A 21,850-nucleotide genomic window follows, 5' to 3' on the forward strand; every position below is an offset into this window, starting at 1 on the left:
ACACTAGTGTTGACTCCACGCTAGTTGGAGAACGCGATGAGCGACCTCGAAGCCCATCTGAAGAAGTTCCAGAAAGAACTCAGCTCCGGCACTGTGTCGCTGGCCTTGCTGGCGGTGTTGGCCAGGGCCGGCGAGCCGCTGTACGGGTACCTGATCGCCAAGGAGCTGGAGCGGGTTGGCGAGGGCGTGCTGAGCGGCAAGCAGAGCGCGCTGTACCCGGTGCTGCGCAACCTGGAGGGGGCCGGGTTGCTGGAGAGCCATGTCGAACCGTCGATGGCCGGTCCGCCGCGACGTTACTACCGCATCAATGACACGGGCCATGAGGTGCTCAGGCAGTGGACTGCCGCCTGGCGCGCCACCCGTGATTCCGTCGATTCCGTTCTGCAAGGGGTAATTGAATGAACATCGCGTCCGCGGCCGGTCGGGCCTTGCCGACCACCATTCCCGAGTACCTGGCGCAGCTGCGCGCGGCCCTGCACGACGCCGATCCGGCGATGGTGCAGGACGCCCTGTACGACGCCGAGGAATACCTGCGTGCGGAACTGGCCGCCCAGCCCGGTCGCAGCGAAGCCGAGGTGATTGCCGGGGTGGCCGGCAGCTACGGTGCGCCCGACGAAGTGGCCGAGATCTACCGCGAAACCGAGATCACGGTGAACCGCGCGCTGCGCACGCCCGGTGCCGCGCCGCAGCGCCACGTTGCCCCCGGTGTTGCCGCCGCCGCGCCGGCACAGGCCCAGGCCGCGCCCAGACCGCGCCCGGTCTTGGCCCGCTTCTTCGGCGTGGCGCTGGAGGCGCGCACCTATGGCGCGCTGTTCTACATGCTGCTGTCGCTGGCCACCGGCACGTTCTTCTTCACCTGGGTGGTCACCGGCCTGTCGTTGTCGCTGGGCCTGATGATCCTGATCATCGGTATCCCGGTCGCCGTGCTGTTCTTCGGCTCGGTGCGCGGCCTGGCGCTGCTGGAAGGCCGGCTGGTGGAAGCCCTGCTGGGCGAGCGCATGCCGCGCCGGCCGACCTATGCCGACCGCAGCCGCAGTTGGCTGCAGCGGATCGGGGACATGTTCACCGATGGCCGCACCTGGCTGACCCTGCTGTACTTCGTGCTGATGCTGCCGCTGGGCATCGTGTACTTCACCATCGCCACCACGCTGCTGTCGCTGTCGCTGGCCTTCATCTGGGCGCCGGTGGCGGTTCTGTTCACCGGCGAGGTGTCGGGCATCTACCTCAACGGCGACCAGGTGCTGTCGCTGTGGGCCACGCCGTTGCTGGCGCTGGCCGGTGTGCTGCTGCTGTTCGCCACCCTGCACCTGGCCCGCGGCATCGGCCGCCTGCACGGGATGATCGCAAAGCACCTGCTGGTGCGGCTGTAGATACCGACCGTTGGTCGGTATGCGAAAACAGGTAGTGCCGGCCGCTGGCCGGCACTACCGACAACCGGGCCGAGCTGTGCCTCCTGAGTCAGGGGGCGGCCGCGCAGCGGTGGGGGATTGGGTGAAGGGTGCGGCGGGGGCCCGCGATGCGCGCAGCGCATCGTGGGAGCGACAGCGCGCATGCGATGGCGTTACCCCGCCTTGCGGCGCAACGGGGTGACGTTGCTGGCGATCTTGGCCGCTTTCTTCGGTTTGGCCGCGGTGCTCTGCGCATGGGCGGCGAAGAAATCACGCACCTTCGGGTACACCGTTTCGCGCCAGCGGCGGCCGCTGAAGATGCCATAGTGGCCGGCGCCCTCGACGATGAAATGCTCGCGGTGTTCGGCCGGGATCCCGGTGCACAGCTGCTGCGCCGCTTCGGTCTGGCCCAGCCCGGCGATATCGTCCAGCTCGCCTTCGATGCTCAGCAGGGCGGTGCCGGTGATCGCGCCGGGGTCGACCCGCTCGCCGTGCACATACCATTCCCCGCGCGGCAGCAGGAACTGCTGGAACACCACCTCGATGGTGTCCAGGTAGTACTTGGCCGGCATGTCCAGCACCGCGTTGTATTCATCGTAGAACTGCCGGTGCGCGTCGGCGTCTTCCATGTCGCCCTTGACCAGGTCGGCATAGAAATCCCAGTGCGAGCTGAAATGCCGGCTGGGGTTCATCGACAGGAAGCCGGCGTGCTGCAGGAAGCCGGGGTAGACGCGCCGGCCGGCACCGGGGTAGGTGGCCGGGACGGTGTGGATGAGGTTGTTCTCGAACCACGACAACGGGTTCTGCGTGGCCAGGTTGTTGACCGCGGTGGGGCTGCAGCGCGCATCGATCGGGCCGCCCATCATCACCAGCGTGCGTGGCGTGGTTTCACCGCGGCTGGCCATCAGCGAGACGGCGGCCAGCACCGGCACGGTCGGCTGGCACACGCTCACCACGTGCAGCTTTTCGGCACCGAGGTGGCCGATGAACTCCTGCACGTAGGCGATGTAATCGTCCAGCCCGAACTCGCCGTCGCTGCCGGGCACCATGCGCGCGTCCACCCAGTCGGTGACGTACACGCGATGGTCGCGCAGCAGGGTGCGCACGGTATCGCGCAGCAGGGTGGCGTGGTGGCCCGACAACGGCGCCACCACCAGCACGAACGGCTGGTTGAGCATGGTGTGCAGCTGTTCGGCTTCGTTGCTGTGGCGCTTGAAGCGCAGCAGCTTGCAGAACGGCTTGCTGATTTCTTCGTGGACCACGATCGGCACGCGTTCGCCATCGACGTCGATTTCGTTGATGCCCCACTCGGGCTTCTCGTAATCCTTGCCGATGCGGTGGAACAGCTCGTTCACCGCCGACAGACGGTCCGCGCCCGGCATCTGCGACCACCAGTGGCCCTGGTTGGCGAAGAACTTCGCATTGGCCTGGGCCTGGTGCACCCACGGGGCGAGCAGGTTGCGGGTCAACTCATGCAGCTGATAGAGCATGGCGTCCGAATATGTATGGTCTTATGTTGCCGCGCAGCATAGCGCACCCCGGGGCGGGGCGCGTTAAGCCGGGTGGCGTCTCATCTCGGGTGAGAATCAGCGGTCGGCGCGTTCCAGCGCGGCCGCCTGGCCGGCCAGGGCCGGGGCCAGCCAGCAGTGCGAGCCCAGCGCGGTGAAGCCGACCGCCTTGAGCTGGTTGCGGTACCAGCGCGCCGGACGCGGCTGGAAGCCCTCGTGGTCGCCATCGAAGTCGTCCTCGGTCGCGAAGGCTTCCAGGAAGGCCACCCCGGCGGTGAGTTCGGCAAAGCCCTCCAGTGCCGGCCGCAGCTCGCGGCTGGGCACGTAGTGCATCACATCCGAACACACCAGCAGGTCCACCGGCGCGCACGGGCGCAGCCAGGCGAAGTCGCCGACCCGGGCCGGGTGCAGGTTGCGGCTGCGGCCATAGCGGTGCACGGCGTAGTCGCTGCTGTCAAAGCCGAGGTACTGCACGCGCGGGCGCAGCTTGAGCAGCGGCGCGCGCCAGGCGCCTTCGCCGCAGCCGATGTCGAGCACGCTGCGGATCGGCCGCTCCAGGTAGTACTCGGCGCTGGCCACGGCCAGCGCGACTTTGCGCGCCAGGCGCGCCGCGCCGCCGGTCTGGTCGGGCTGGTACCAGCGCTGGAAGTAGGCCTGGTCGTAGGTCTTGGTCATGGAGGCGCCGGGTAGGAGGGAAAGCGGCCGCCATCGTACTGCGTCAAACCGTCGCGCATGCGCTGTGCGGGCGAATCGGCCAGAATGAACGACATCCACGCCAGCCGCCGGAGCAAGCACATGCAGTCCTACTACTGGGTAAAAACCTTCCACCTGCTGTTCGTGGTGGCATGGATGGCGGCGGTGTTCTACCTGCCGCGGATCCTGGTCAACCTCAGCGAGACCGCCGGCCAGCTGCCGGTGACCGAGCGGCTGCAGCTGATGGGCCTGCGCCTGTACAAGTTCGGCCACATGATGTTCGGCTTCGCGCTGATCCTGGGCCTGGTGCTGTGGCTGGGCTACAAGGTCATCCCCGATTTCCCGACCATGGTCGCGTCCGGCGCGGCCGGCTGGTTGCATGCCAAGCTGGGCCTGGTGGTGCTGCTGCTGGTGTATTACAGCTGGACCGGGCGCTTGTTGAAGGGCAGCGTACGCGGCCGGCAGCTGCCGTCCTCGCGCGCGCTGCGCTGGTTCAACGAACTGCCGCTGGTGCTGTTCATCGGGGTGGTGTGGCTGGTGCTGGCCAAGCCGTTCTGAGCGGGTAGGTCCGACCCGTGGTCGGACGCGTTTCGTCCCGGCATCACCGTAGCGCCGGGCTCTGCCCGGCTGTTGATGCCCTTGCCATTGCGGCGCGGCCGGCCAGCCGGCATTACGCGGTGAATCCGGCATTATCGGGAGCCGGCCAGCGGCCGGCACTACCGCGTTTCCATCGCGCCCCGATCGATCAGGCCGCTTCGTACGCGCCGTAGCTGCGCAGGCGCTGGTAACGCTTCTGCAGCAGCTCGTCGGTGGACAGCTTTTCCAGTGCGTCCAGCTCGTTGAGCAGTACCGCCTTGAGGCGCTTGGCCATCTGCCCCGGGTTGCGGTGCGCGCCGCCGGTGGGCTCGCGCACCACCTTGTCGACCAGGCCCAGGCCCTTCAGGCGCGGGGCGGTCAGGCCCAGCTGTTCGGCCGCGTCCTTGGCCTTGCCGGCATCCTTCCACAGGATCGAGGCGCAGCCTTCCGGGCTGATGGTGGAATACACGCTGTATTCCAGCATCACGGTACGGTCGCCCACGCCCAGCGCCAGCGCGCCGCCGGAGCCGCCTTCACCGATCACCGTGCAGATCACCGGCACCTTCAGTTCGGCCATTTCCATCAGGTTGCGCGCGATCGCCTCGGACTGGCCGCGCGATTCGGCGTCGATGCCCGGCCAGGCGCCGGCGGTGTCGATCAGGGTCAACACCGGCAGGCCGAAGCGCTCGGCCATCTTCATCAGGCGCAGCGCCTTGCGGTAGCCCTCCGGCTTGGGCATGCCGAAGTTGCGCTTGATTTTTTCCTTGGTATCGCGGCCCTTCTGGTGCCCGATCAGCATGACCGGGCGGCCGCCGATGCGGGCCAGGCCGCCGATGATCGCCTTGTCGTCGGCAAAGGCGCGGTCGCCGGCCAGTTCCTGGAACTCATCGCAGAAGATGCGGATGTAGTCGGCGGTGTACGGGCGCGAGGGGTGGCGGGCCAGCTGCAGCACCTGCCAGGAGGACAGGTTGCGGAAGATCTGCGCGGTACGCACGCGCAGCTTGTCCTGCAGGGTACGCACCTCGGCCTCGACATTGACCGCCGGACCGGCGCTGGCACTGCGCAGTTCCTGGATCTTGGCCTCCAGATCAGCGATGGGTTGCTCGAAGTCGAGGTAGTTCGGATTCATCGGAAACCGTCGTGAAGAGAAGGGGGAAAGTGTAGCCGAATGCGCCGAAAAGCCCCGTACGCTGTCGTCTGGAAGTCGACGGTAGCGCAGCGCGGCCAGGCGCGCCAGTCGGCTCAGGGCACGACCAGGGCAGCGCTGCCCATCAGCTCGCTGTGGGTGCGCACGAAGGTGTTGTAGCCCTCGTTGGCCGCCGCCGGCAGGGTGGCGCCCAGCGCGGCGGTGGCCGCGGTGAAGGCCATCTGCGCCTGGAAATCTTCCTGCTGCAGCTGCAGCTGGGCATCGGCGGTGGTGGCGCGCAGATAGCGCGCATACAGCTGGCGCAACGGGCCGGCATGCGCCTCGAAGGCCGGATCCAGCGCCGGCAGGCCGGCCGGGGCCGCCTGCAGCGCGTGGACCGGGGCCCGGTAGCCGGCCGGCTGCTGGCGGCGGTAGGCGCCGCGCTGGCCGGTGCTGCTTTCCAGGTAATCGATGAAATCGGGGGCGGTGAAGATCTTGCTGTCGATCCGGCCGCCGCTGTCATCGACGTGGGCCACGGTCTGCTGGTCAGGGAAGGACTCGCGCACGCCGAATGTCCAGGCCCGGTCGATGAACAGGGCGTGGGTCTTGCGGTAGGGGCCCTCGAAGCTTACCCCGCCGAGGTCGATCCGGTGCCTGGGCGTGCCGAAGTGCTGGAGCTGGTCCGGGTCGGTGACGTAGATCGTGCTGGCGATCACGTACTCGCCCAGGGTCGGGTTGATCAGGCCGCCCTTGCCACGTGCGTAGACGATGAAACGCACATCGCCCAGTGCCGGGGTGCGCAGGTGGTGTTCACCGGGCTGCAGCTTGACCGGGCGCGAGGCGTGCGCGGCGATCGGCAGTTCGTTGCCGTCCACGCGCACGATCAGCGGTGCGTCGGTCGGGTTGTCGATCTCGAAGGTCTGGGCGGGGCTGGAACAGCCGGTGACGGCTACGGCTGCCAACAGCAGCACGGTCAAACGCTTGATCAAAACAATTACCTGTGTAGCGGAGGAAGGCGGTCAGTTCGACCACGGCGGGCTGTAGCGCACCTTCAGCGTGCGTACGGCAGGGTCGGCGCGCAGGGCGTCGACCAGGTGGCTGTCCACGCGCACGGCGGTGTCGCCGGCCACGTCGAGCATGCCGGCCACCGGCCCGTGTTCGGAGCCGAGCAACAGGTCCAGCCGCAGCGGTGTGCGGCCGGGACGGTGGCGGTCCAGCAGCGCGTTGATGCGCGACCATACGGCTTCACTGCCCCCCTGGCGCAGGTCCAGGCGCAGCGACAGGCGGGTGGCGTAGTTGGCGCAGACTTCGTTGTAGTCCCAGCACTGGCGGATGCGCAGCGCATAGCCGCCGTTGAACTCGTCTTCGCGCAGGCCGCCCTTGACGATCAGGATGCGGTCCTTGGTCATCAGGTGGCCGAACTCGGCCAGGCCATCGGTGAAGGCGCTGCATTCGACCCGGCCCCTGCTGTCTTCCAGCTGCATGAACACCTGGCTTTCGCCCTTGCGGCGCACGCCGACCACCAGCCCGGCCAGGATCACCGGGGTTTCCTGGCGCCAGGCGCGCTTCTCGCCGTCCTTGCCCGGGCGCGCCGGCGGAATCAACCGTTCCAGCATGCCCAGGTCGGTGCCGACCAGTTCCTTGACGTCCTCGGCGTAGGGATCGAACGGATGGCCGCTGAGGTAGAAGCCCAGGGTTTCGCGCTCGCCGTCGAGCAGCTGGCCCAGGCCCCATTCCTTGGCTTCGGGCAGGTCCAGCTGCAGCGCGGTGCTGACCGGGTCGGGCGCGCCGAACAGCGAGTTCTGCCCGGCGGCCTTCTCGCGGGTGATCTGGTCGGTGGCCTTGAGCACTTCGGGCAGCTGCAGCATCAGCGAGGCGCGGTTCTTGCCCAGCCCGTCCATCGCCCCGCAGTTGATCATCGCTTCGAGCGTGCGCCGGTTGAGCTTGCCCGACTCGGCGCGCATGCAGAAATCCAGCAGCGATTCGTAGCGGCCGCCGCGCAGGCGTTCGTCCACGATCGCTTCGCAGGCGCCCTGGCCGACGCCCTTGATCGCGCCCAGGCCATACACGATGGTATCGGCGCTGGAGGCTTCGAACATGTACGCCGATTCGTTGACCCGCGGCGGCTGCACGGTCAGGCCAAGGTTGCGCACCTCGGCCAGGAAGCCGACCACCTTGTCGGTGTTGTCCATGTCAGACGACAGCGTGGCGGCCATGAACTCGGCCGGGTAGTGGCGTTTGAGCCAGGCGGTCTGGTAGCTGACCAGCGCGTAGGCGGCGGCGTGGGACTTGTTGAAGCCGTAGCCGGCGAACTTCTCCATCAGGTCGAAGATCGCATCGGCCTTGGCCTCGCCGACCCCGTCCTTGGCCGCGCCTTCGCGGAAGATCTCGCGGTGCTTGGCCATTTCGGCCGGCACCTTCTTGCCCATCGCGCGGCGCAGCAGATCGGCGCCGCCCAGCGAGTAGCCGCCGACGATCTGCGCCATCTGCATCACCTGCTCCTGGTACACCATGATGCCGTAGGTGTCTTTCAGGATCGCTTCGGTGCGCGGATCGGGATAGATGATTTCTTCCTGGCCGTGCTTTCGCGCGTTGAAGGACGGAATCAGGTCCATCGGGCCGGGTCGGTACAGCGACACCAGCGCGATCAGGTCTTCGAAGCGGTCAGGGCGCGCGTCTTTGAGCAGGCGGCGCATGCCCGAGGATTCGAACTGGAACACCGCGCCGGTATTGCCGTTGGCGAAGATGTCCTTGTAGGTGACCACGTCGTCCAGCGGCAGCGCGGTGATGTCCACCGGCGGGATGCCGGCGCGCGCGTGGCGCTTGTTGATCGCCTTTACCGCCCAGTCGATGATGGTCAGCGTGCGCAGGCCGAGGAAGTCGAACTTGACCAGGCCGATTTCTTCGACGTCGTTCTTGTCGAACTGGGTGACCGGGTTGCGGCCGCGGCCGCCTTCGTCATGTTCGGCGAACAGCGGGCAGAATTCGGCCAGCGGTTCGGGCGCGATCACCACGCCGCCGGCATGCTTGCCGGCGTTGCGGGTGAGGTCTTCGAGCTGGCGGGCCAGGTCGATCAGGTCGCGGACGTCGTCTTCGTTCTGGTAACGCTGGATCAGCTCCGGCGAGGCCATTTCCGCATCCTTGCCTTCGCCCATGGCGTCCTTGAGCGAGATGCCCAGGATGTTGGGGATCAGCTTGGAGACGCCGTCGACCAGGCCGTACGGGAAGCCGAGCACGCGCCCGGAGTCGCGCACCACCGCCTTGGCGGCCATGGTGCCGTAGGTGATGATCTGGCTGACCCGGTCGCGGCCGTACTTGCGCGCGACGTAGTCGATGACTTCGTCGCGGCGGTCCATGCAGAAGTCGATGTCGAAGTCGGGCATCGACACGCGTTCGGGGTTGAGGAACCGCTCGAACAGCAGGTTGTACGGGATCGGGTCCAGGTCGGTGATCTGCAGCGCCCAGGCCACCAGCGAGCCGGCGCCGGAACCGCGGCCGGGGCCGATCGGGATGCCCTGGCTTTTCCCCCACTGGATGAAGTCGGCCACGATCAGGAAGTAGCCGGGGAAACCCATCTTGATGATGGTGGCCAGTTCGAATTCGAGGCGTTCGAAATAGTCCTCGCGGGTCTTGCCTTCGGCCAGCGGGTTCTTTTCCAGGCGCGCTTCCAGGCCCTTGCGCGATTCGCTGCAGATCCAGCTGTCGAGGGTTTCCTCCGCGGGCACCGGGTAGTTGGGCAGGAAGTAGGTGCCCAGGCGCATTTCGATGTTGCAGCGTTCGGCCAGCGCGATGGTGTTGTCGATCGCGTCGGGGATGTCGGCAAACAACGCGCACATGTCTTCGGCGGACTTGAGGTACTGCTGGTCGCTGTACTCGCGCGGGCGCTTGGGGTCGTCCAGGACGCGGCCGGAGGAAATGCACACGCGCGCTTCGTGCGCGTTGAAGTCATCCGGCTGCAGGAAGCGCACATCGTTGCTGGCGACCACCGGCAGGCCACGTTGGCCGGCGGCGAGCAGGGCGAACTGGTTGAAGGCTTCTTCGCCGTCGCGGCCGGTGCGGGTCAGTTCCAGATGCAGGCCATCGCCAAACACGCGCTGCCAGTCGGCAAGCTGCTGTTCGGCCAGGTCGTGGCGGCCTTCACCGGCCAGGCGCCCGGCCAGGCTGTCGCGTCCGGCCAGGGCAAACAGGTTGTGGCAGCCGGCCTTGAGCCAGTCCGGATGGACGGCAACGCCGCCTTCGGGGCGGTGGCCTTCCATCCAGGCGCGGGTAAGCAGGCGCGACAGGCTGAGGTAGCCCTCGCGGTCGCGGCACAGCAGGGTCATGCGCCAAGGGGTCATGCCCTCTTCGGCGATCATGATGTCGGCGCCGGCGATGGGCTTGATGCCGACGGTTTCGGCGGCCTTGTAGAACTTGACCAGGGCGAACAGGTTGTTCAGGTCGGTCACTGCCAGCGAGGGCAGCTTCAGTTCAACCGCGCGGCTGAGCAGGTTGGCCTGCTTGGCCTTTTTCGGGTCGGCCTGATCCGGCTTCGCCGGGACACGGATGGTCGAATCCGCCAGCGAAAACTCGGTGTGGACGTGGAGATGTACGAAACGGGAAGTGGACATGCCGGGCCAATATGATGCCCGGTCAGGGTAGCGGCGCGGGCCTGACCGAACAAGGCTTGACAGGTCGGGTGGGGGCGACGGTGTGGGCGGTGGGGTTCAGGTTGGTGGGGTGGTTTGGGGGTAGATGGCTACAGTTACAGCTGGCAAGAGCGTAGGCCGATGGTGCCGGGATAGGGGTGACGGGGACAGGGGGGCGGGACACGCCGTAAATACGTCCGTGTAGGCTTGGCGAAAACATCCATGTTTTCGACAGTCCCGCCCCCCTGTCCCCGCCACCCCTCGCACAGTTGGCTGGCGCCCATGGGCAAGCAATGGCAACGGCTGGCCGGCGAAGTTTGTCGGGTGTTGGAGGAGTTGTGGCCGCCGCGGGGGAGAGGGGAGGAGTGCCGAGCATGCTCGGCAGCTACATCCAACATCTCAATGGATGTCAGCCCAGCGAGAACAGGAACCTGATTTTGACGTCCTTTGCGTACCAGCACACTGTCGGAGGGTGGCGGGTATGGGGTTGCAGGACTGTCGAAAACATGGGTCCGGCGCATGCGCCGGACGGGTTGGGCAGGACGCCCAGCCCCGGTCTTGCCGGATGCGCAGGACAGCGCATGCGAGCAAGGTTTCGCCAAGCCTACAAGGACGTATTTACGGCGTGTCCTGCAACCCCATACCCGCTACCCGATCCAGGGAGGGGGCGCAGATGCGCTGCATTGGCCTTGGCTTTAGGCTTTAAAAAACAAAAAACCAACGCAAAAAAAACTCAACCAGAAACAGCCAGCTCACTCGCCCGAACCGGGGCGAAACTGCGTCGGTGCTGCGGGCAGGGGCCGTGCGTGCGCAGCGCGGCCAGGTGCGCCGGGGTGCCGTAGCCCTTGTGCTGGTCGAAGCCGTACTCGGGGTGCTGGGCGTGCAGCGCCAGCATGAAACGGTCGCGGGTGACCTTGGCCAGGATCGAGGCGGCCATGATCGCCCGGTCCAGCCCGTCGCCGCCCACCAGCGCCTGCGCTGGGCAGGGCAGGCCCTTGGGCACCACGTTGCCGTCGATGCGCGCGAACTGCGCCACGTGCGCCACGCCCTCCACCGCACGGCGCATGCCCAGCATCGTGGCCTGGTAGATGTTGAGCGCATCGATCTCGCCCACCTCCACCATCACCACATGGAAGGCCAGCGCCCGCTCCAGGATGCGGTCGAACAACTGCTCCCGGCGCAGTGCGGTCAGCTGTTTGGAGTCGTCCAACCCGTTCAGGCGCGGGCGATCGGGGTCGAACACCACCGCCGCCACCGCCACCGGCCCGGCCAGCGGACCGCGGCCGGCCTCATCCACGCCGGCCACGTAGCGTGGCGCCACCGTGGCCAGCGCCGTGCCGTCGAACAGCGCCAGCGAGGCCGCCGCGGCGTGGCGCCGGCTCATGCCGGTTCGGCGCCGCAGCTACGGCGCGCCAGCAGTTCGGCCACCGCATCGGCGGCCCGTGCCGACGCATCCTGGCGCAACTGCAGGTGCAGCTGCTGGTAGGTGCCCTGCAGGTCGGCCACGCGCTGGGGATGGTCGAACCATTGCAGGATCGCCGCGGCCAGCTTGTCGGGAATGCAGTCGTGCTGGATCAGCTCCGGAGCCAAGTCCTTGCCGGCCAGGATGTTGGGCAGCGCGAAACGGTTCACCTTGATCAGCCCCAGCGCCTTGACGATGCGGTAGGTCAGTTCGGCCACCCGGTAGCCCACCACCATCGGCCGCTTGACCAGCATGGTTTCCAGCGTGGCCGTGCCCGAGGCCAGCACCACTACGTCGGCGGCGATCATCGCGTTGCGGGCATCGCCATCGAGCAGGTGCGAATAGGCCACCGGCAGCGCCGAACGCGACAGCTGTTCGCCGATCAGCCGGCGGCAGGCCGGGTTGGCGGCCGGAACCACCACGTGCAGGCCCGGAATGCGCTCGGAGACCTGCCAGGCGGCCTCGAAGAAGGCCTCGCCCAGCTTGCCGATCTCGCCCAGCCGGCTGCCCGGCAGCACCGCCAGCACCTTGGCGTTGGATGGCAGCCCCAGCGCCACCCGCGCCTGCTCGCGGTCGCTGTGCAGCGGAATATCGTCGGCCATCGGGTGGCCGACAAAGCGCGCATCGATGCCGTGCTTGGCGTAGATCGGCGGCTCCATCGGGAACAGGCACAGCACCAGGTCGGCGCTGGCGCCGATCTTCTCGGCGCGCTTCTCGCGCCAGGCCCAGACCGACGGGCTGACATAGTGCACCGTGGTGACGCCGCGCTGTTTCAGCCAGCGTTCCACGCCCAGGTTGAAATCGGGGGCGTCGATGCCGATGAACACATCCGGCTGCCATTCCAGCGCCCGCGTACGGAACTGGCCGCGCAGCTTCAGCAGCCGCGGCAGGTGGCGCAGGATTTCGGTCAGGCCCATCACCGCCAGCTCGCTGGCGTCGAACCAGGTCTGGCAGCCGGCGCTGCGCATCGCATCGCCACCGATGCCGGCGAACTCGGCATGCGGGAAGCGTGCCTTCAGCTCGCGCACCAGGCCGGCCCCGAGCAGGTCGCCGGAAGCTTCACCGGCGACCAGGGCGATCCGCACCGGCCGGTCCGAGGCATGGGCCAGGGTCACCTGCCCGACGGCGGTGGCGACCGCCGCGAGCTGGATGATCTCGGCGCTGCTGCCGGTTGCGCGCTGCCCGCCTGTGGAAGTCATCGCAGCAACGGCCTTTCGGCGTGCTCGATGAAGTCCAGCAGGTCCTTGACGTCGGCACTGTGCGCGGCCTGTTCGGCCAGCTGCAGCTTGGCTTCGGCCAGCGGCAGCCCGGCCACGTACAGCGTGCGGTAGGCGCGCTTGATGTTGGCGATGCGTTCGGCGTCGAAACCGCGGCGCTTGAGGCCTTCGCTGTTGATGCCGCGCGGGCGCCCCAGCGAATCGCTGCCGACCATGGTGAACGGCGGGACGTCGCCATTGGTCAACGCGCCCATGCCGAGGAAGGCGTGCGCGCCGATCCGGCAGAACTGGTGGGCACCGGCGAAGCCGCTGATGATCACGTAGTCGCCGACGCTGACGTGGCCGGCCAGGGTGGTGTTGTTGGAGAACACGCAGTGGTCGCCGACGTGGCAGTCGTGCGCGACATGGGTGTAGGCCAGCATCCAGTTGCCGTTGCCGACCGTGGTGATGCCACCGCCACCGGCAGTGCCGCGGTTGATGGTGACGAACTCGCGGAACACATTGTCATCGCCGATCACCAGCGCGGTGCGCTCGCCCTGGTACTTCTTGTCCTGCGGCTCGCCGCCGATCGCGGCGTGGCCGATGATGCGGTTGTTGCGGCCGATCCGGGTCGGGCCATGGATCGAGCAGTGCGGACCGACCACGGTGCCGGCCCCGATCTCCACGTCGGCGCCGATCAGGGTGAAGGCGCCGACCTGGACGTCGTCGGCCAGGCGTGCAGCCGGGTCGACCACGGCGCTGGGATGGATGCGGGGTGTGTTGTCAGTCATTGCTGCCTCCGTGGTGGCTCAACCCTTGGCACCGGCGCACATGACTTCCGCGCTGGCCACCACTTCGCCGTTGACCTTGGCTTCGCCGTAGTACCAGCCCATGTTGCGGATCAGGCGCTTCATCTGCACGTGCAGCATCAGCACGTCGCCGGGAACCACCTGCTTGTTGAAGCGGGCGTTTTCCACCTTGACCATGTAGAACAGCTTGGACTGCGCATCGCGGCCGAGGGTGAGCTGGGTCATCACCCCGCCGGCCTGCGCCAGGGCTTCGATGATCAGCACGCCGGGCATGATCGGGCGGCCGGGGAAATGGCCCTGGAAATAGGGTTCGTTGTAGCTGACGTTCTTCTGGCACACGATCTGCTTGGTGGCCACGTCCAGTTCGACGACGCGGTCGACCAGCAGGAACGGATAGCGGTGGGGGATCAACTCCTGGATCTGGCAGATATCGATCGGGAGCTGCAGCGTGTCGTTCATTCTTTCTCCTTGCCAGCGGCCAGGACGCGGCGTGCGAGCGCGTCCAGCTGCTTGAAGCGCGCGGCGTTCTTGCGCCACGTGCGGTTGTCGGTCAATGGGGTGCCGGAGGAATATTCACCCGGCTCGTGGATGGAGTTGCGCACCACCGATTTGCCGGTGATCACGACCTTGTCGCAGATTTCCAGGTGGCCGACCACGCCGACATGCCCGCCGAGCAGGCAATAGCGGCCGATCTTGGCGCTGCCGGCGATGCCGGTGCAGCCGGCGATGGCCGAATGGGCGCCGATCTGGACGTTGTGGGCGATCTGCACCAGGTTGTCCAGGCGGACGTCCTCGGCGAGGATGGTGTCTTCCAGCGCGCCGCGGTCGACGCAGGTATTGGCGCCGATTTCGCAGTCGTCGCCGATGCGTACGCCGCCCAGCTGGGGCACCTTGATCCATTTGCCGGCATCCATGGCCAGGCCGAAGCCGTCGGCGCCGAGCACCGCGCCGGGGTGGATGCGCACGCGCTTGCCGAGCGTGACCCGGGTGACCAGGGTGACCCGGGCGATCAGTTCGCAGCCGGCATCCAGGCGGCAGTTCTCGCCGATGATGCTGCCGGCGCCGATGATGCAGCTTTCGCCGACGACGCTGCCGGCGCCGATGCTGACGAACGGGCCGATATGGGCGCTGGCGGCGACCTGGGCGCTGGGATCGATGACCGCACTGGGGTGGATGCCGGGCGGGCGGGCTGGGGCGATGTCGAACAGGGCGCCGATCTTGGCGAAGGTGGTGTAGGGATCCTTGGCGATCAACGCGGTGCCGGGCGCGGCATCGGCGTCCTCGGCGCGCAGCACCACGATGCCGGCCTGGCTGTCGGTGAGCTGGGCACGGTAGCGCGGGTTGGCCAGGAAGGTGAGCTGGCCGGGGCCGGCATGGGCAAGGGTGGCCACGCCATGGATGGCGGTGCCGCCATCGCCATGGACCTGCAGGCCAAACTGCTCGGCGAGTTGCTGGGCGGTGTAGGTAGGAGTATTCACGGCGGAAGTTTACCGTGTGGCGCAGGTTCGGTCATGCGGGGTGGGGGGCTGCCCGCCATGACCCGGCAGGGTTGGTCGCGAGCGCGGACAGGTAGTGCCGGCCGCTGGCCGGCTCCTCAAGGAAACGCGAGCCCACGCAGCGGTAGGTGCCGACCGTTGGTCGGCACGGATGCCAGGCGTGGCCTGGAGCCGGCCAGCGGCCGGCACTACCGGGCATCTCAAACGAAAACGCCGGGCAAAGCCCGGCGTCTCGTAATGCGTCTGGTGGAGAAGCCCCCTTTGTTAAGGGGGCTGCGCCGACAGGCGCGGGGGATAGGAAGCAGGGCGGGGCCCAAGGTTTGCTACGCAAACCTTGGGTTACGTTTGGCGGTCAGAACTGGCCGCCAAACGTAAATTGCAGGCGCTCGATCTCATCGCCATCTTCCTTCTTCAACGGGAAGGCATAGCTGATCGAGATCGGGCCGACCGGGGCGCGCCACAGCAGGGCGACACCGGCCGAGGCGCGCAGTTCGTTGGCCTTGAAGTTGTCGATGCCGGTGTACACGTTGCCGACGTCGAAGAACGCCGAGACGCGGGCCGACGGGCTGTCGAACAGGCGCGGGAAGTAGGCTTCGACCGAACCGACGGTCTTCAGCGAACCACCCAGCGGCTGGCCGCGGTAGTAGCTGGCGGTGGCTTCCGAACGCGGGCCGAGGGTGTTGTCCTCGAAGCCGCGCACCGAGTTGGTGCCGCCGGCGTAGAAGTTCTCGAAGAACGGCAGGCCCGAGGCGGTCACCGTGCGGGTGGTGCCGTCGGCGTTGGTGATCACGCGCGAGGTGTCGTTGCCGTAGCTGTCGCCGTAGCCGATTTCGGCGCGGGTGTTGATGACCAGCTGCGGGATGATCGGCCAGTACTTGGAGACCTGGTAGTTGAGCTTGTAGTACTCCACCGTCGAACCGGGCAGGGTGGTTTCCAGGCCCACGCGCTGGTACATGCCGCGGGTGGGCATGAAGTAGTCGTTGCGGGTGTCGCGCGCCCAGCCCAGCTCGGTGCGCCAGGAGTGGAAGGTGCGCTGACCGATCGCGTTGATGTAGTCGATGATCGCCTGCGGGGTGGAGCCTGCGTAGGTGGTGATCTGGTTGCTGTCGATGCCCACCATCAGCGAGACGGTGTCGTTCTCGGTGATCGGCACGCCGAACACCACCTGCGCGGCACCGTTGGTGCTGTTGTACTGGGCGGTGTTGAAGTCGGAGTAGTCCAGTTCGCGCCAGGACAGGTTGTAGCCCAGCGAGACGCCGTCATCGGTGAAGTAGGGGTTGGTGTAGGAGAAGCCGTAACGCTGCAGGTAGCTGCTGCGCGAGGCTTCGACCGACACGCGGTTGCCGCCGCCGAGGAAGTTGTTCTGCGACAGCTGCACCGAGGTGGTCATGCCGTAGGACTGCGAATAGCCCAGGCCGAACACGAAGCTGCCCGAGGTGGTTTCCTTGACGTTGTAGACCACGTCGACTTGGTCGTTGCTGCCGCTGACCGCCGGGGTTTCCACGTCGACCGATTCGAAATAGCCCAGGCGCTGCAGGCGGATCTTGGAACGGTCGATCGCTGCCTGCGAGTACCAGCTGTTCTCGAACTGGCGCATTTCACGACGCAACACTTCGTCGGAGGTGCGGGTATTGCCGCGGAAGGTGATGCGGCGCACCTGCACGCGCGGGCCCGGCACGACCTGCATGTTGATCGCCACGGTGCGGTCGGCGCGGTTGCTGGTCGGGATCGGGTTGACCTTGGCGAAGGCGTAGCCGATGTTGGACAGCGAATTGGTGATGGCGTCCGAGCTGAATTCCAGCAGCGCACGCGAGAAGGTGTCGCCGGACTTCTGGATCACCATGCGCTCGACATCGGCCTGCGGCAGGATGGTGTCGCCGGTGACCTTGATCTCGGAAATCTTGTACTGCTCACCCTCGGTCACGCCGGCGGTGAGGAACATGTCGCGCTTGTCCGGGCTGATCGAGACCTGGGTGGAATCGATGCTGAAGTCGACATAGCCGCGGTCCAGGTACCAGGCGTTGAGCTTTTCCAGGTCGCCGGACAGCTTTTCCTTGGAGTACTGGTCATCGCGGCGGTACCACGAGGCCCAGTTGTGCTCCTTGGATTCCCAGGTTTCCAGGATGTCCTCGGAGGCGAACTTCTCGGTGCCCACCAGGTTCACGTGCTGGATCTTGGCGGCCTTGCCTTCCTTGATCGCAATGGCGATGTCCACCCGGTTGCGGTCCAGCGGGCTCACGGTCGGGGTGATCTCGACGTTGTATTTGCCACGGTCGTTGTACTGGCGGCGCAGTTCCTGGGTGACCCGGTCCAGGCTCAGGCGGTCGAAGGTACCGCCCTCGGTCAGGCCGATGTCGCTCAGGCCCTTGAGCAGCTGGTCGCTCTTGATGTCCTTGTTGCCGGTGACGGTCAACTTGTTGATCGCCGGGCGCTCCTTGACCGTGACCACCAGGATGTTGCCCTGGCGGTCCAGCTGCACGTCCTCGAAAAACCCGGTCTTGTACAGGGCGCGGATGCTCTCGCCGACCTTGTTGTCGGTCAGGGTATCGCCACGTTCCACCGGCAGGTAGGTGAACACGGTACCGGAGGTGATGCGCTGCAGACCATCCACGCGGATGTCGCTGACGGTGAAGGGCTCGGCTGCCTGCGCCAGGGCGGGCGCGCCGAAACCGGCGGCGAGTGCGAGGGCCAGCAGGCGGCGATTGGGGAGTCGCGTCATGTCACGTCCGGTTGGAGTCGATTGCATTTGAGCGGGATGCCGGCGTGTATGACGACGACAAAAGGGAAAAAGTTCATCGCGGGACCAGGCCGAGGATGTCGTTGTAGAACGCCAATCCCATCAGCCCGGCCAGCAGCGCCAGGCCCACGTACTGCCCGGCAGCCATGGCACGCTCGCTCAGCGGGCTGCCCTTGACCAACTCGATAAGGTAATACAGCAGGTGCCCGCCGTCCAAGATGGGGATGGGCAACAGGTTGATGATGCACAGGCTCAGCGACAGCAGGGCCAGGAAATACAGGAACCAGTCCAGGCCGCGCTTGGCCGAGATATTGGCCACCCTGGCGATGGTGACCGGGCCGGAAATGTTCTGCAGCGAGGCATTGCCGGTCACGATGCGGCGCATCATGCCCAGCGAATCGCCCGCCATCCGGGCCGTTTCGCCCAGCGCGGCCGGAATCGCCGCCAGCGGGCCGAACTTGAGCTGGGTATCGTAGGCCGGCGCATGCTGCTCGGGAAAGCCCACCCCGATCTGCCAGGTTGGCTGGCCGCGGCCATCGCGGCCCTGGTGGGGGGTGATTTCCAGCGCCAGGCGCTCGCCGGCGCGCAATACCTCGACCATGCCCGGCCCGCCGCGCTGGCCCAGGGCCTGGATCTGTGTGGCGACCTGGTCAGCGCCGTCGATGCGCTGGCCGTCCACGGCCACGATCAGGTCGCCGGGCAGCAGCACGCCCTGGGCGGCCGCACCGGGCTGGATCGTGTCCACTTCGGCCGGCTGCAGCCAGAACTGCCAGGCCAGGCCGGCCAGCGGGGTGACCCGGCGTTCATCGAAGCCGGCCGGCAGCTGCGACAGCGGCAGGGAGCGGGTGCGGGCCTGGTCGAGGCTGTCGAGCACCTCCAGCCGGGCGTCGTGGCCGTCCATCGCCGCGGTGGTCAGCGCCATGCTGGCCTGGGCGGCGGTGGCCACCCGGCGCCCGTCCACGGCCAGCACGCGGTCGCCGGCCTGCAGCCCGGCGGCCTGGGCCATGCCGGTGGTGCGGCCGATGGTGGCCGAGTAATCCTGTTTGCCCAGCACGAACATCGCCCACAGCAGCGCAATGCACAGCAGCAGGTTGGCGGCCGGGCCGGCGCCGACCACGGCGATGCGCTGCCAGACGGTCTTGTGGTTGAACGCCTGGTGGCGCTCGGCGGCCGGCACGTCGACCTCGCGCTCGTCGAGCATCTTCACGTAACCGCCCAGCGGAATGGCGGCGATCGCAAATTCGGTGCCGTCGCGGTTGCGGCGCATCCACAGCGGGCGGCCGAAGCCGACCGAGAAGCGCAGCACCTTGATCCCACAACGGCGCGCCACCCAGTAATGACCGAACTCGTGGAAGGTCACCAACAGGCCGAGGCTGACGATCATCCACCACACGGAACCGAAGAAATCAGCCATGGGGGGCGGTGCGGTAGGAAAGGGCGTGGGGCATTCAGGCGTGGTCGATGGCGTCTTGGGTGAGCTGGCGGGCGCGCTGATCGGCAGTCAGCAGGGCCTCCAGTGTATCGGCGGAGTCCACCGACAGTGTTGACAGAGCGTTAGCCACCAGCGCCGGAATGGCAAGGAAAGCGATCTGTCCCTGAAGAAAGGCTGAAACGGCCACTTCATTGGCCGCGTTGAGGATGGCCGGGGCGGTGCCGCCGGCGGCCATCGCCTGCCAGGCCAGGCCCAGGCACGGGAACGCATCGCTGTCGGGGGCCTCGAAATCCAGCCGGCCCTGGGCCAGCAGGTCCAGCCCGGCCACGCCGGCGTCGATCCGCTGCGGCCAGCCCAGGCCAACGGCCAGGGTGGTGCGCATGTCCGGCAGGCCCAGCTGGGCCAGGGTGGAGCCGTCGACGAACTCGACCAGCGAGTGCACCAGGCTCTGCGGGTGGACCAGCACCTCGATGCGTTCGCCGGGCAGGCCGAACAGGTGGTGGGCTTCGATGACTTCCAGCCCCTTGTTCATCAACGTCGCCGAATCGACCGAGATCTTCGGCCCCATCGACCATTTGGGGTGGGCCACGGCCTGGGCCGGGGTGACCTGTTCCAGCTGCGCGCGACTGCGCCCGCGGAACGGGCCGCCGGAGGCGGTGAGCAGGATCCGGCGCACGCCGGCACCGTCGAAGCTGGCATCGCGCGAGCGCAGGCACTGGAAGATCGCGCTGTGCTCGCTGTCGATCGGGATGATCTCGGCGCCGCCCAGGGTGGCCTGGCGCATCAACAGTTCCCCGGCCAGCACCAGCGATTCCTTGTTGGCCAGCAGGATGCGCTTGCCGGCGGCGGCCGCGGCCAGGGTCGAGGACAGCCCGGCGGCGCCGACGATCGCCGCCACCAGGGTGTCGCAGGCGGCACTGGCGGCCAGTTCGTCCAGGGCCGTCGCGCCGGCATGCGGCTGGGTGTCCAGCCCGGCCTCGCGCAGGCCATCGCGCAGCGCGCCATACAGGGCCGGGTCGGCGATCACCGCATGGGCGGGGCGATGGGCCAGGCACAGCGCCACCAGGGCCTGCACCTGGCGGCCGGCCGCCAGCACGCTGACCCGATAGCGGTCCGGGTGGCGGGCGATCACGTCCAGCGCCGAGGCGCCGACCGAGCCGGTGGCGCCGAACACGGCCACCTGGCGGGGAGCAGAAAGGCTATGCATGGCTCAGAACCCGAAGATTTCCTTGCCCAGCGCGAACACCGGCAGGGCGGCAAGCACGCCGTCGATGCGATCGAGCACGCCGCCGTGGCCGGGGATGATGTGGCCCGAATCCTTGGCACCGGCATGGCGCTTAATCAGGCTCTCGTACAGGTCGCCTAGCACCGAGGCGAACACGGTGACCACCGCGGTGATCACCAGCCCGGGGAGTTGCGCGGTGTCGACCCCGGCCATCCAGCCAAAGCCCAGCGCCACCAGCAGGCCGGCCAGCATGCCGCCGCCGAGGCCTTCCCAGGTCTTGTTGGGGCTGATGCGCGGGGCCAGCTTAGTCCGCCCGAAGGTGCGGCCAGCGAAATAGGCGCCAGAATCGGCGGCCCAGACCACCGCCAGGGCGGTCAGCAGCCACAGGTGGCCGTTGTCGCCGCTGGCATGGATCAGCACCAGCGAGGCCCAGGCCGGCACGATCGCCAGGGTGCCGGCGAGCAGCTTGAGCGTGCGCGCCGGGCTGCTCGGGCTGGCGCCGAAGGTGAAGAAGCGCAGCCACAGCAGGGCCAGCAACCACCAGCCGATGCCGACCAGGGCGGCGATCTGGTACAGCACCAGGGTGCCGGCGTCGGCCCACACCATCAGCACCATCAGCACCAGGTTCAGCACCAGCAGGACGGTGCGGGCCAGGGTGTCCTCGACGTCGGCCAGCTTCAGCCACTCCCACAGGCCGATCAGGAACACGGCGGCGGCGGCGGCGGCCAGCCACTGGGTGGGCAGCAGCAGGATCGCCAGGATGGCAACCGGCGCCATGATCAGCGCGGCGATGACTCGGGTCTTGGTCATGGGGAAGAGGTCTCGGTGGCCAAGGCGGCGATCTGGGCACTGGTCAGGCCGAAACGGCGTTCACGGGCGGCATAGGCGTCCAGCGCCTGCTGCAGGACGTCGGCATCGAACTCGGGCCACAGCACGTCGGTGAACCACAGTTCGGTATAGGCCAGCTGCCACAGCAGGAAATTGCTGATGCGGGTGTCGCCACCGGTACGGATGAACAGATCCGGTGGCGGCAGGTCGGCCAGTGCGACCCGGCTGCCGAGCATCGCTTCGTCGATCTGCTCGGGGAGCAGCCGACCGGCGGCGACCTCGATGGCCAGGTCGCGCGCGGCGCGGGCGATGTCCTGGCGGCCGCCGTAGCTGGCGGCGATGTTCAGGGTCATGGCGCGGTTGTCGGCGGTGCGCTGTTCGGCCAGCTGCATGCGGCTGACCAGCCCGGCGCCGAAACGCTCGCGCTCGCCGATGAAGCGCACGCGCACGCCACGGCGGTGCAGTTCGTCCACTTCGCGGTCGAGCGCATTGAGGAACAGCTTCATCAGCGCGTCGACTTCCTCGCTCGGCCGCCCCCAGTTTTCACTGGAGAAGGCGAACAGGGTCAACGCGGCGACGCCGCGTTCCAGGCAGAAATCGATGGTGCGGTTGACCGCGCGCGCGCCGGCACGGTGGCCGATCACGCGCGGGCGACGACGCTTCTGCGCCCAACGCCCGTTGCCATCCATGATGATGGCGACGTGGCGCGGAATCGGCGCGGTGGAACCGGTGGTCGGGGCCTGGGTCAT

18 protein-coding genes are annotated in these 21,850 nt (G+C 67.5%); 3 read left to right on the top strand and 15 right to left on the bottom strand.

Annotation, left to right across the window (positions count from 1 at the left end; translation table 11 throughout):
* The first annotated feature begins 36 nt into the window (after positions 1-36).
* Both AC3ITM_RS06375 and AC3ITM_RS06380 read left to right on the top strand, forming a co-directional pair.
* On the top strand, positions 37-402 hold the full coding sequence (locus tag AC3ITM_RS06375; RefSeq protein WP_489269216.1) for a PadR family transcriptional regulator: 366 nt from the start codon (positions 37-39) through the stop codon (positions 400-402).
* Positions 399-1,370, top strand: coding sequence for a sensor domain-containing protein (locus tag AC3ITM_RS06380; RefSeq protein ID WP_489269218.1), 972 nt, complete (start codon positions 399-401; stop codon positions 1,368-1,370). Before AC3ITM_RS06375 ends, AC3ITM_RS06380 begins: the two co-directional genes overlap by 4 nt.
* Before the next feature lie 191 nt (positions 1,371-1,561).
* Here AC3ITM_RS06380 and AC3ITM_RS06385 read toward each other — a convergent pair whose 3' ends face one another.
* Positions 1,562-2,878 carry a polyhydroxyalkanoate depolymerase gene (locus tag AC3ITM_RS06385; protein WP_489269220.1) on the bottom strand — a complete coding sequence of 439 codons (1,317 nt, stop codon included), beginning with the start codon at positions 2,876-2,878 and terminating at the stop codon, positions 1,562-1,564.
* 96 nt (positions 2,879-2,974) lie between these two features.
* Positions 2,975-3,571: a class I SAM-dependent DNA methyltransferase gene (locus tag AC3ITM_RS06390; RefSeq protein WP_489269222.1), complete on the bottom strand. Its 597-nt coding sequence runs from the start codon at positions 3,569-3,571 to the stop codon at positions 2,975-2,977.
* A 120-nt stretch (positions 3,572-3,691) separates the two neighbouring features.
* On the opposite strand from AC3ITM_RS06390, the gene AC3ITM_RS06395 reads away from it, so the two are divergent.
* A complete protein-coding gene (locus AC3ITM_RS06395; RefSeq protein ID WP_489270043.1) occupies positions 3,692-4,147 on the top strand; it encodes a CopD family protein in 456 nt (151 codons plus the stop codon).
* 187 nt (positions 4,148-4,334) lie between these two features.
* Here AC3ITM_RS06395 and AC3ITM_RS06400 read toward each other — a convergent pair whose 3' ends face one another.
* The 13 genes from AC3ITM_RS06400 to uppS form a co-directional block, all read right to left on the bottom strand.
* A complete protein-coding gene (locus AC3ITM_RS06400; protein WP_489269224.1) occupies positions 4,335-5,294 on the bottom strand; it encodes an acetyl-CoA carboxylase carboxyltransferase subunit alpha in 960 nt (319 codons plus the stop codon).
* Between the two features lie 113 nt (positions 5,295-5,407).
* Positions 5,408-6,277 (bottom strand): hypothetical protein, encoded by an 870-nt coding sequence (locus AC3ITM_RS06405; protein ID WP_489270044.1) that lies wholly within the window; start codon positions 6,275-6,277, stop codon positions 5,408-5,410.
* 33 nt (positions 6,278-6,310) lie between these two features.
* Positions 6,311-9,898: a DNA polymerase III subunit alpha gene (dnaE, locus tag AC3ITM_RS06410; protein ID WP_489269226.1), complete on the bottom strand. Its 3,588-nt coding sequence runs from the start codon at positions 9,896-9,898 to the stop codon at positions 6,311-6,313.
* Positions 9,899-10,649: 751 nt separating this feature from the next.
* Positions 10,650-11,300 carry a ribonuclease HII gene (rnhB, locus tag AC3ITM_RS06415; RefSeq protein ID WP_489269228.1) on the bottom strand — a complete coding sequence of 217 codons (651 nt, stop codon included), beginning with the start codon at positions 11,298-11,300 and terminating at the stop codon, positions 10,650-10,652.
* Positions 11,297-12,577, bottom strand: coding sequence for a lipid-A-disaccharide synthase (lpxB, locus tag AC3ITM_RS06420; RefSeq protein ID WP_489269230.1), 1,281 nt, complete (start codon positions 12,575-12,577; stop codon positions 11,297-11,299). The genes rnhB and lpxB overlap by 4 nt, the downstream gene beginning before the upstream one ends.
* Positions 12,574-13,365, bottom strand: coding sequence for an acyl-ACP--UDP-N-acetylglucosamine O-acyltransferase (gene lpxA, locus AC3ITM_RS06425; RefSeq protein WP_228887642.1), 792 nt, complete (start codon positions 13,363-13,365; stop codon positions 12,574-12,576). Before lpxA ends, lpxB begins: the two co-directional genes overlap by 4 nt.
* 18 nt (positions 13,366-13,383) lie before the next feature.
* A complete protein-coding gene (fabZ, locus tag AC3ITM_RS06430; protein WP_228887643.1) occupies positions 13,384-13,842 on the bottom strand; it encodes a 3-hydroxyacyl-ACP dehydratase FabZ in 459 nt (152 codons plus the stop codon).
* Positions 13,839-14,861, bottom strand: a complete 1,023-nt coding sequence (gene lpxD, locus AC3ITM_RS06435) for a UDP-3-O-(3-hydroxymyristoyl)glucosamine N-acyltransferase (protein WP_489269233.1) — start codon at positions 14,859-14,861, stop codon at positions 13,839-13,841. The genes fabZ and lpxD overlap by 4 nt, the downstream gene beginning before the upstream one ends.
* A gap of 370 nt (positions 14,862-15,231) precedes the next feature.
* Positions 15,232-17,598, bottom strand: coding sequence for an outer membrane protein assembly factor BamA (bamA, locus tag AC3ITM_RS06440; RefSeq protein ID WP_489269235.1), 2,367 nt, complete (start codon positions 17,596-17,598; stop codon positions 15,232-15,234).
* A gap of 73 nt (positions 17,599-17,671) precedes the next feature.
* Positions 17,672-19,030 (bottom strand): RIP metalloprotease RseP, encoded by a 1,359-nt coding sequence (gene rseP, locus AC3ITM_RS06445; protein WP_489269237.1) that lies wholly within the window; start codon positions 19,028-19,030, stop codon positions 17,672-17,674.
* 34 nt (positions 19,031-19,064) lie between these two features.
* Positions 19,065-20,255: a 1-deoxy-D-xylulose-5-phosphate reductoisomerase gene (dxr, locus tag AC3ITM_RS06450; RefSeq protein WP_489269239.1), complete on the bottom strand. Its 1,191-nt coding sequence runs from the start codon at positions 20,253-20,255 to the stop codon at positions 19,065-19,067.
* A gap of 3 nt (positions 20,256-20,258) precedes the next feature.
* Positions 20,259-21,083 (bottom strand): phosphatidate cytidylyltransferase, encoded by an 825-nt coding sequence (locus AC3ITM_RS06455; RefSeq protein ID WP_489269241.1) that lies wholly within the window; start codon positions 21,081-21,083, stop codon positions 20,259-20,261.
* Positions 21,080-21,850 carry a polyprenyl diphosphate synthase gene (uppS, locus tag AC3ITM_RS06460; protein ID WP_228887649.1) on the bottom strand — a complete coding sequence of 257 codons (771 nt, stop codon included), beginning with the start codon at positions 21,848-21,850 and terminating at the stop codon, positions 21,080-21,082. Before uppS ends, AC3ITM_RS06455 begins: the two co-directional genes overlap by 4 nt.

This window comes from Stenotrophomonas sp. KH_029 (assembly GCF_057839765.1).

Bases quoted from the DNA above. Each gene is read 5' to 3' on its own strand.
- AC3ITM_RS06375 (WP_489269216.1), top strand. From the start codon at position 37: ATGAGCGACCTCGAAGCCCATCTGAAGAAGTTCCAGAAAGAACTCAGC.
- AC3ITM_RS06380 (WP_489269218.1), top strand. From the start codon at position 399: ATGAACATCGCGTCCGCGGCCGGTCGGGCCTTGCCGACCACCATTCCC.
- AC3ITM_RS06385 (WP_489269220.1), bottom strand. From the start codon at position 2,878: ATGCTCTATCAGCTGCATGAGTTGACCCGCAACCTGCTCGCCCCGTGG.
- AC3ITM_RS06390 (WP_489269222.1), bottom strand. From the start codon at position 3,571: ATGACCAAGACCTACGACCAGGCCTACTTCCAGCGCTGGTACCAGCCC.
- AC3ITM_RS06395 (WP_489270043.1), top strand. From the start codon at position 3,692: ATGCAGTCCTACTACTGGGTAAAAACCTTCCACCTGCTGTTCGTGGTG.
- AC3ITM_RS06400 (WP_489269224.1), bottom strand. From the start codon at position 5,294: ATGAATCCGAACTACCTCGACTTCGAGCAACCCATCGCTGATCTGGAG.
- dnaE (WP_489269226.1), bottom strand. From the start codon at position 9,898: ATGTCCACTTCCCGTTTCGTACATCTCCACGTCCACACCGAGTTTTCG.
- rnhB (WP_489269228.1), bottom strand. From the start codon at position 11,300: ATGAGCCGGCGCCACGCCGCGGCGGCCTCGCTGGCGCTGTTCGACGGC.
- lpxB (WP_489269230.1), bottom strand. From the start codon at position 12,577: ATGACTTCCACAGGCGGGCAGCGCGCAACCGGCAGCAGCGCCGAGATC.
- lpxA (WP_228887642.1), bottom strand. From the start codon at position 13,365: ATGACTGACAACACACCCCGCATCCATCCCAGCGCCGTGGTCGACCCG.
- fabZ (WP_228887643.1), bottom strand. From the start codon at position 13,842: ATGAACGACACGCTGCAGCTCCCGATCGATATCTGCCAGATCCAGGAG.
- bamA (WP_489269235.1), bottom strand. From the start codon at position 17,598: ATGACGCGACTCCCCAATCGCCGCCTGCTGGCCCTCGCACTCGCCGCC.
- rseP (WP_489269237.1), bottom strand. From the start codon at position 19,030: ATGGCTGATTTCTTCGGTTCCGTGTGGTGGATGATCGTCAGCCTCGGC.
- dxr (WP_489269239.1), bottom strand. From the start codon at position 20,255: ATGCATAGCCTTTCTGCTCCCCGCCAGGTGGCCGTGTTCGGCGCCACC.
- AC3ITM_RS06455 (WP_489269241.1), bottom strand. From the start codon at position 21,083: ATGACCAAGACCCGAGTCATCGCCGCGCTGATCATGGCGCCGGTTGCC.
- uppS (WP_228887649.1), bottom strand. From the start codon at position 21,850: ATGACCCAGGCCCCGACCACCGGTTCCACCGCGCCGATTCCGCGCCAC.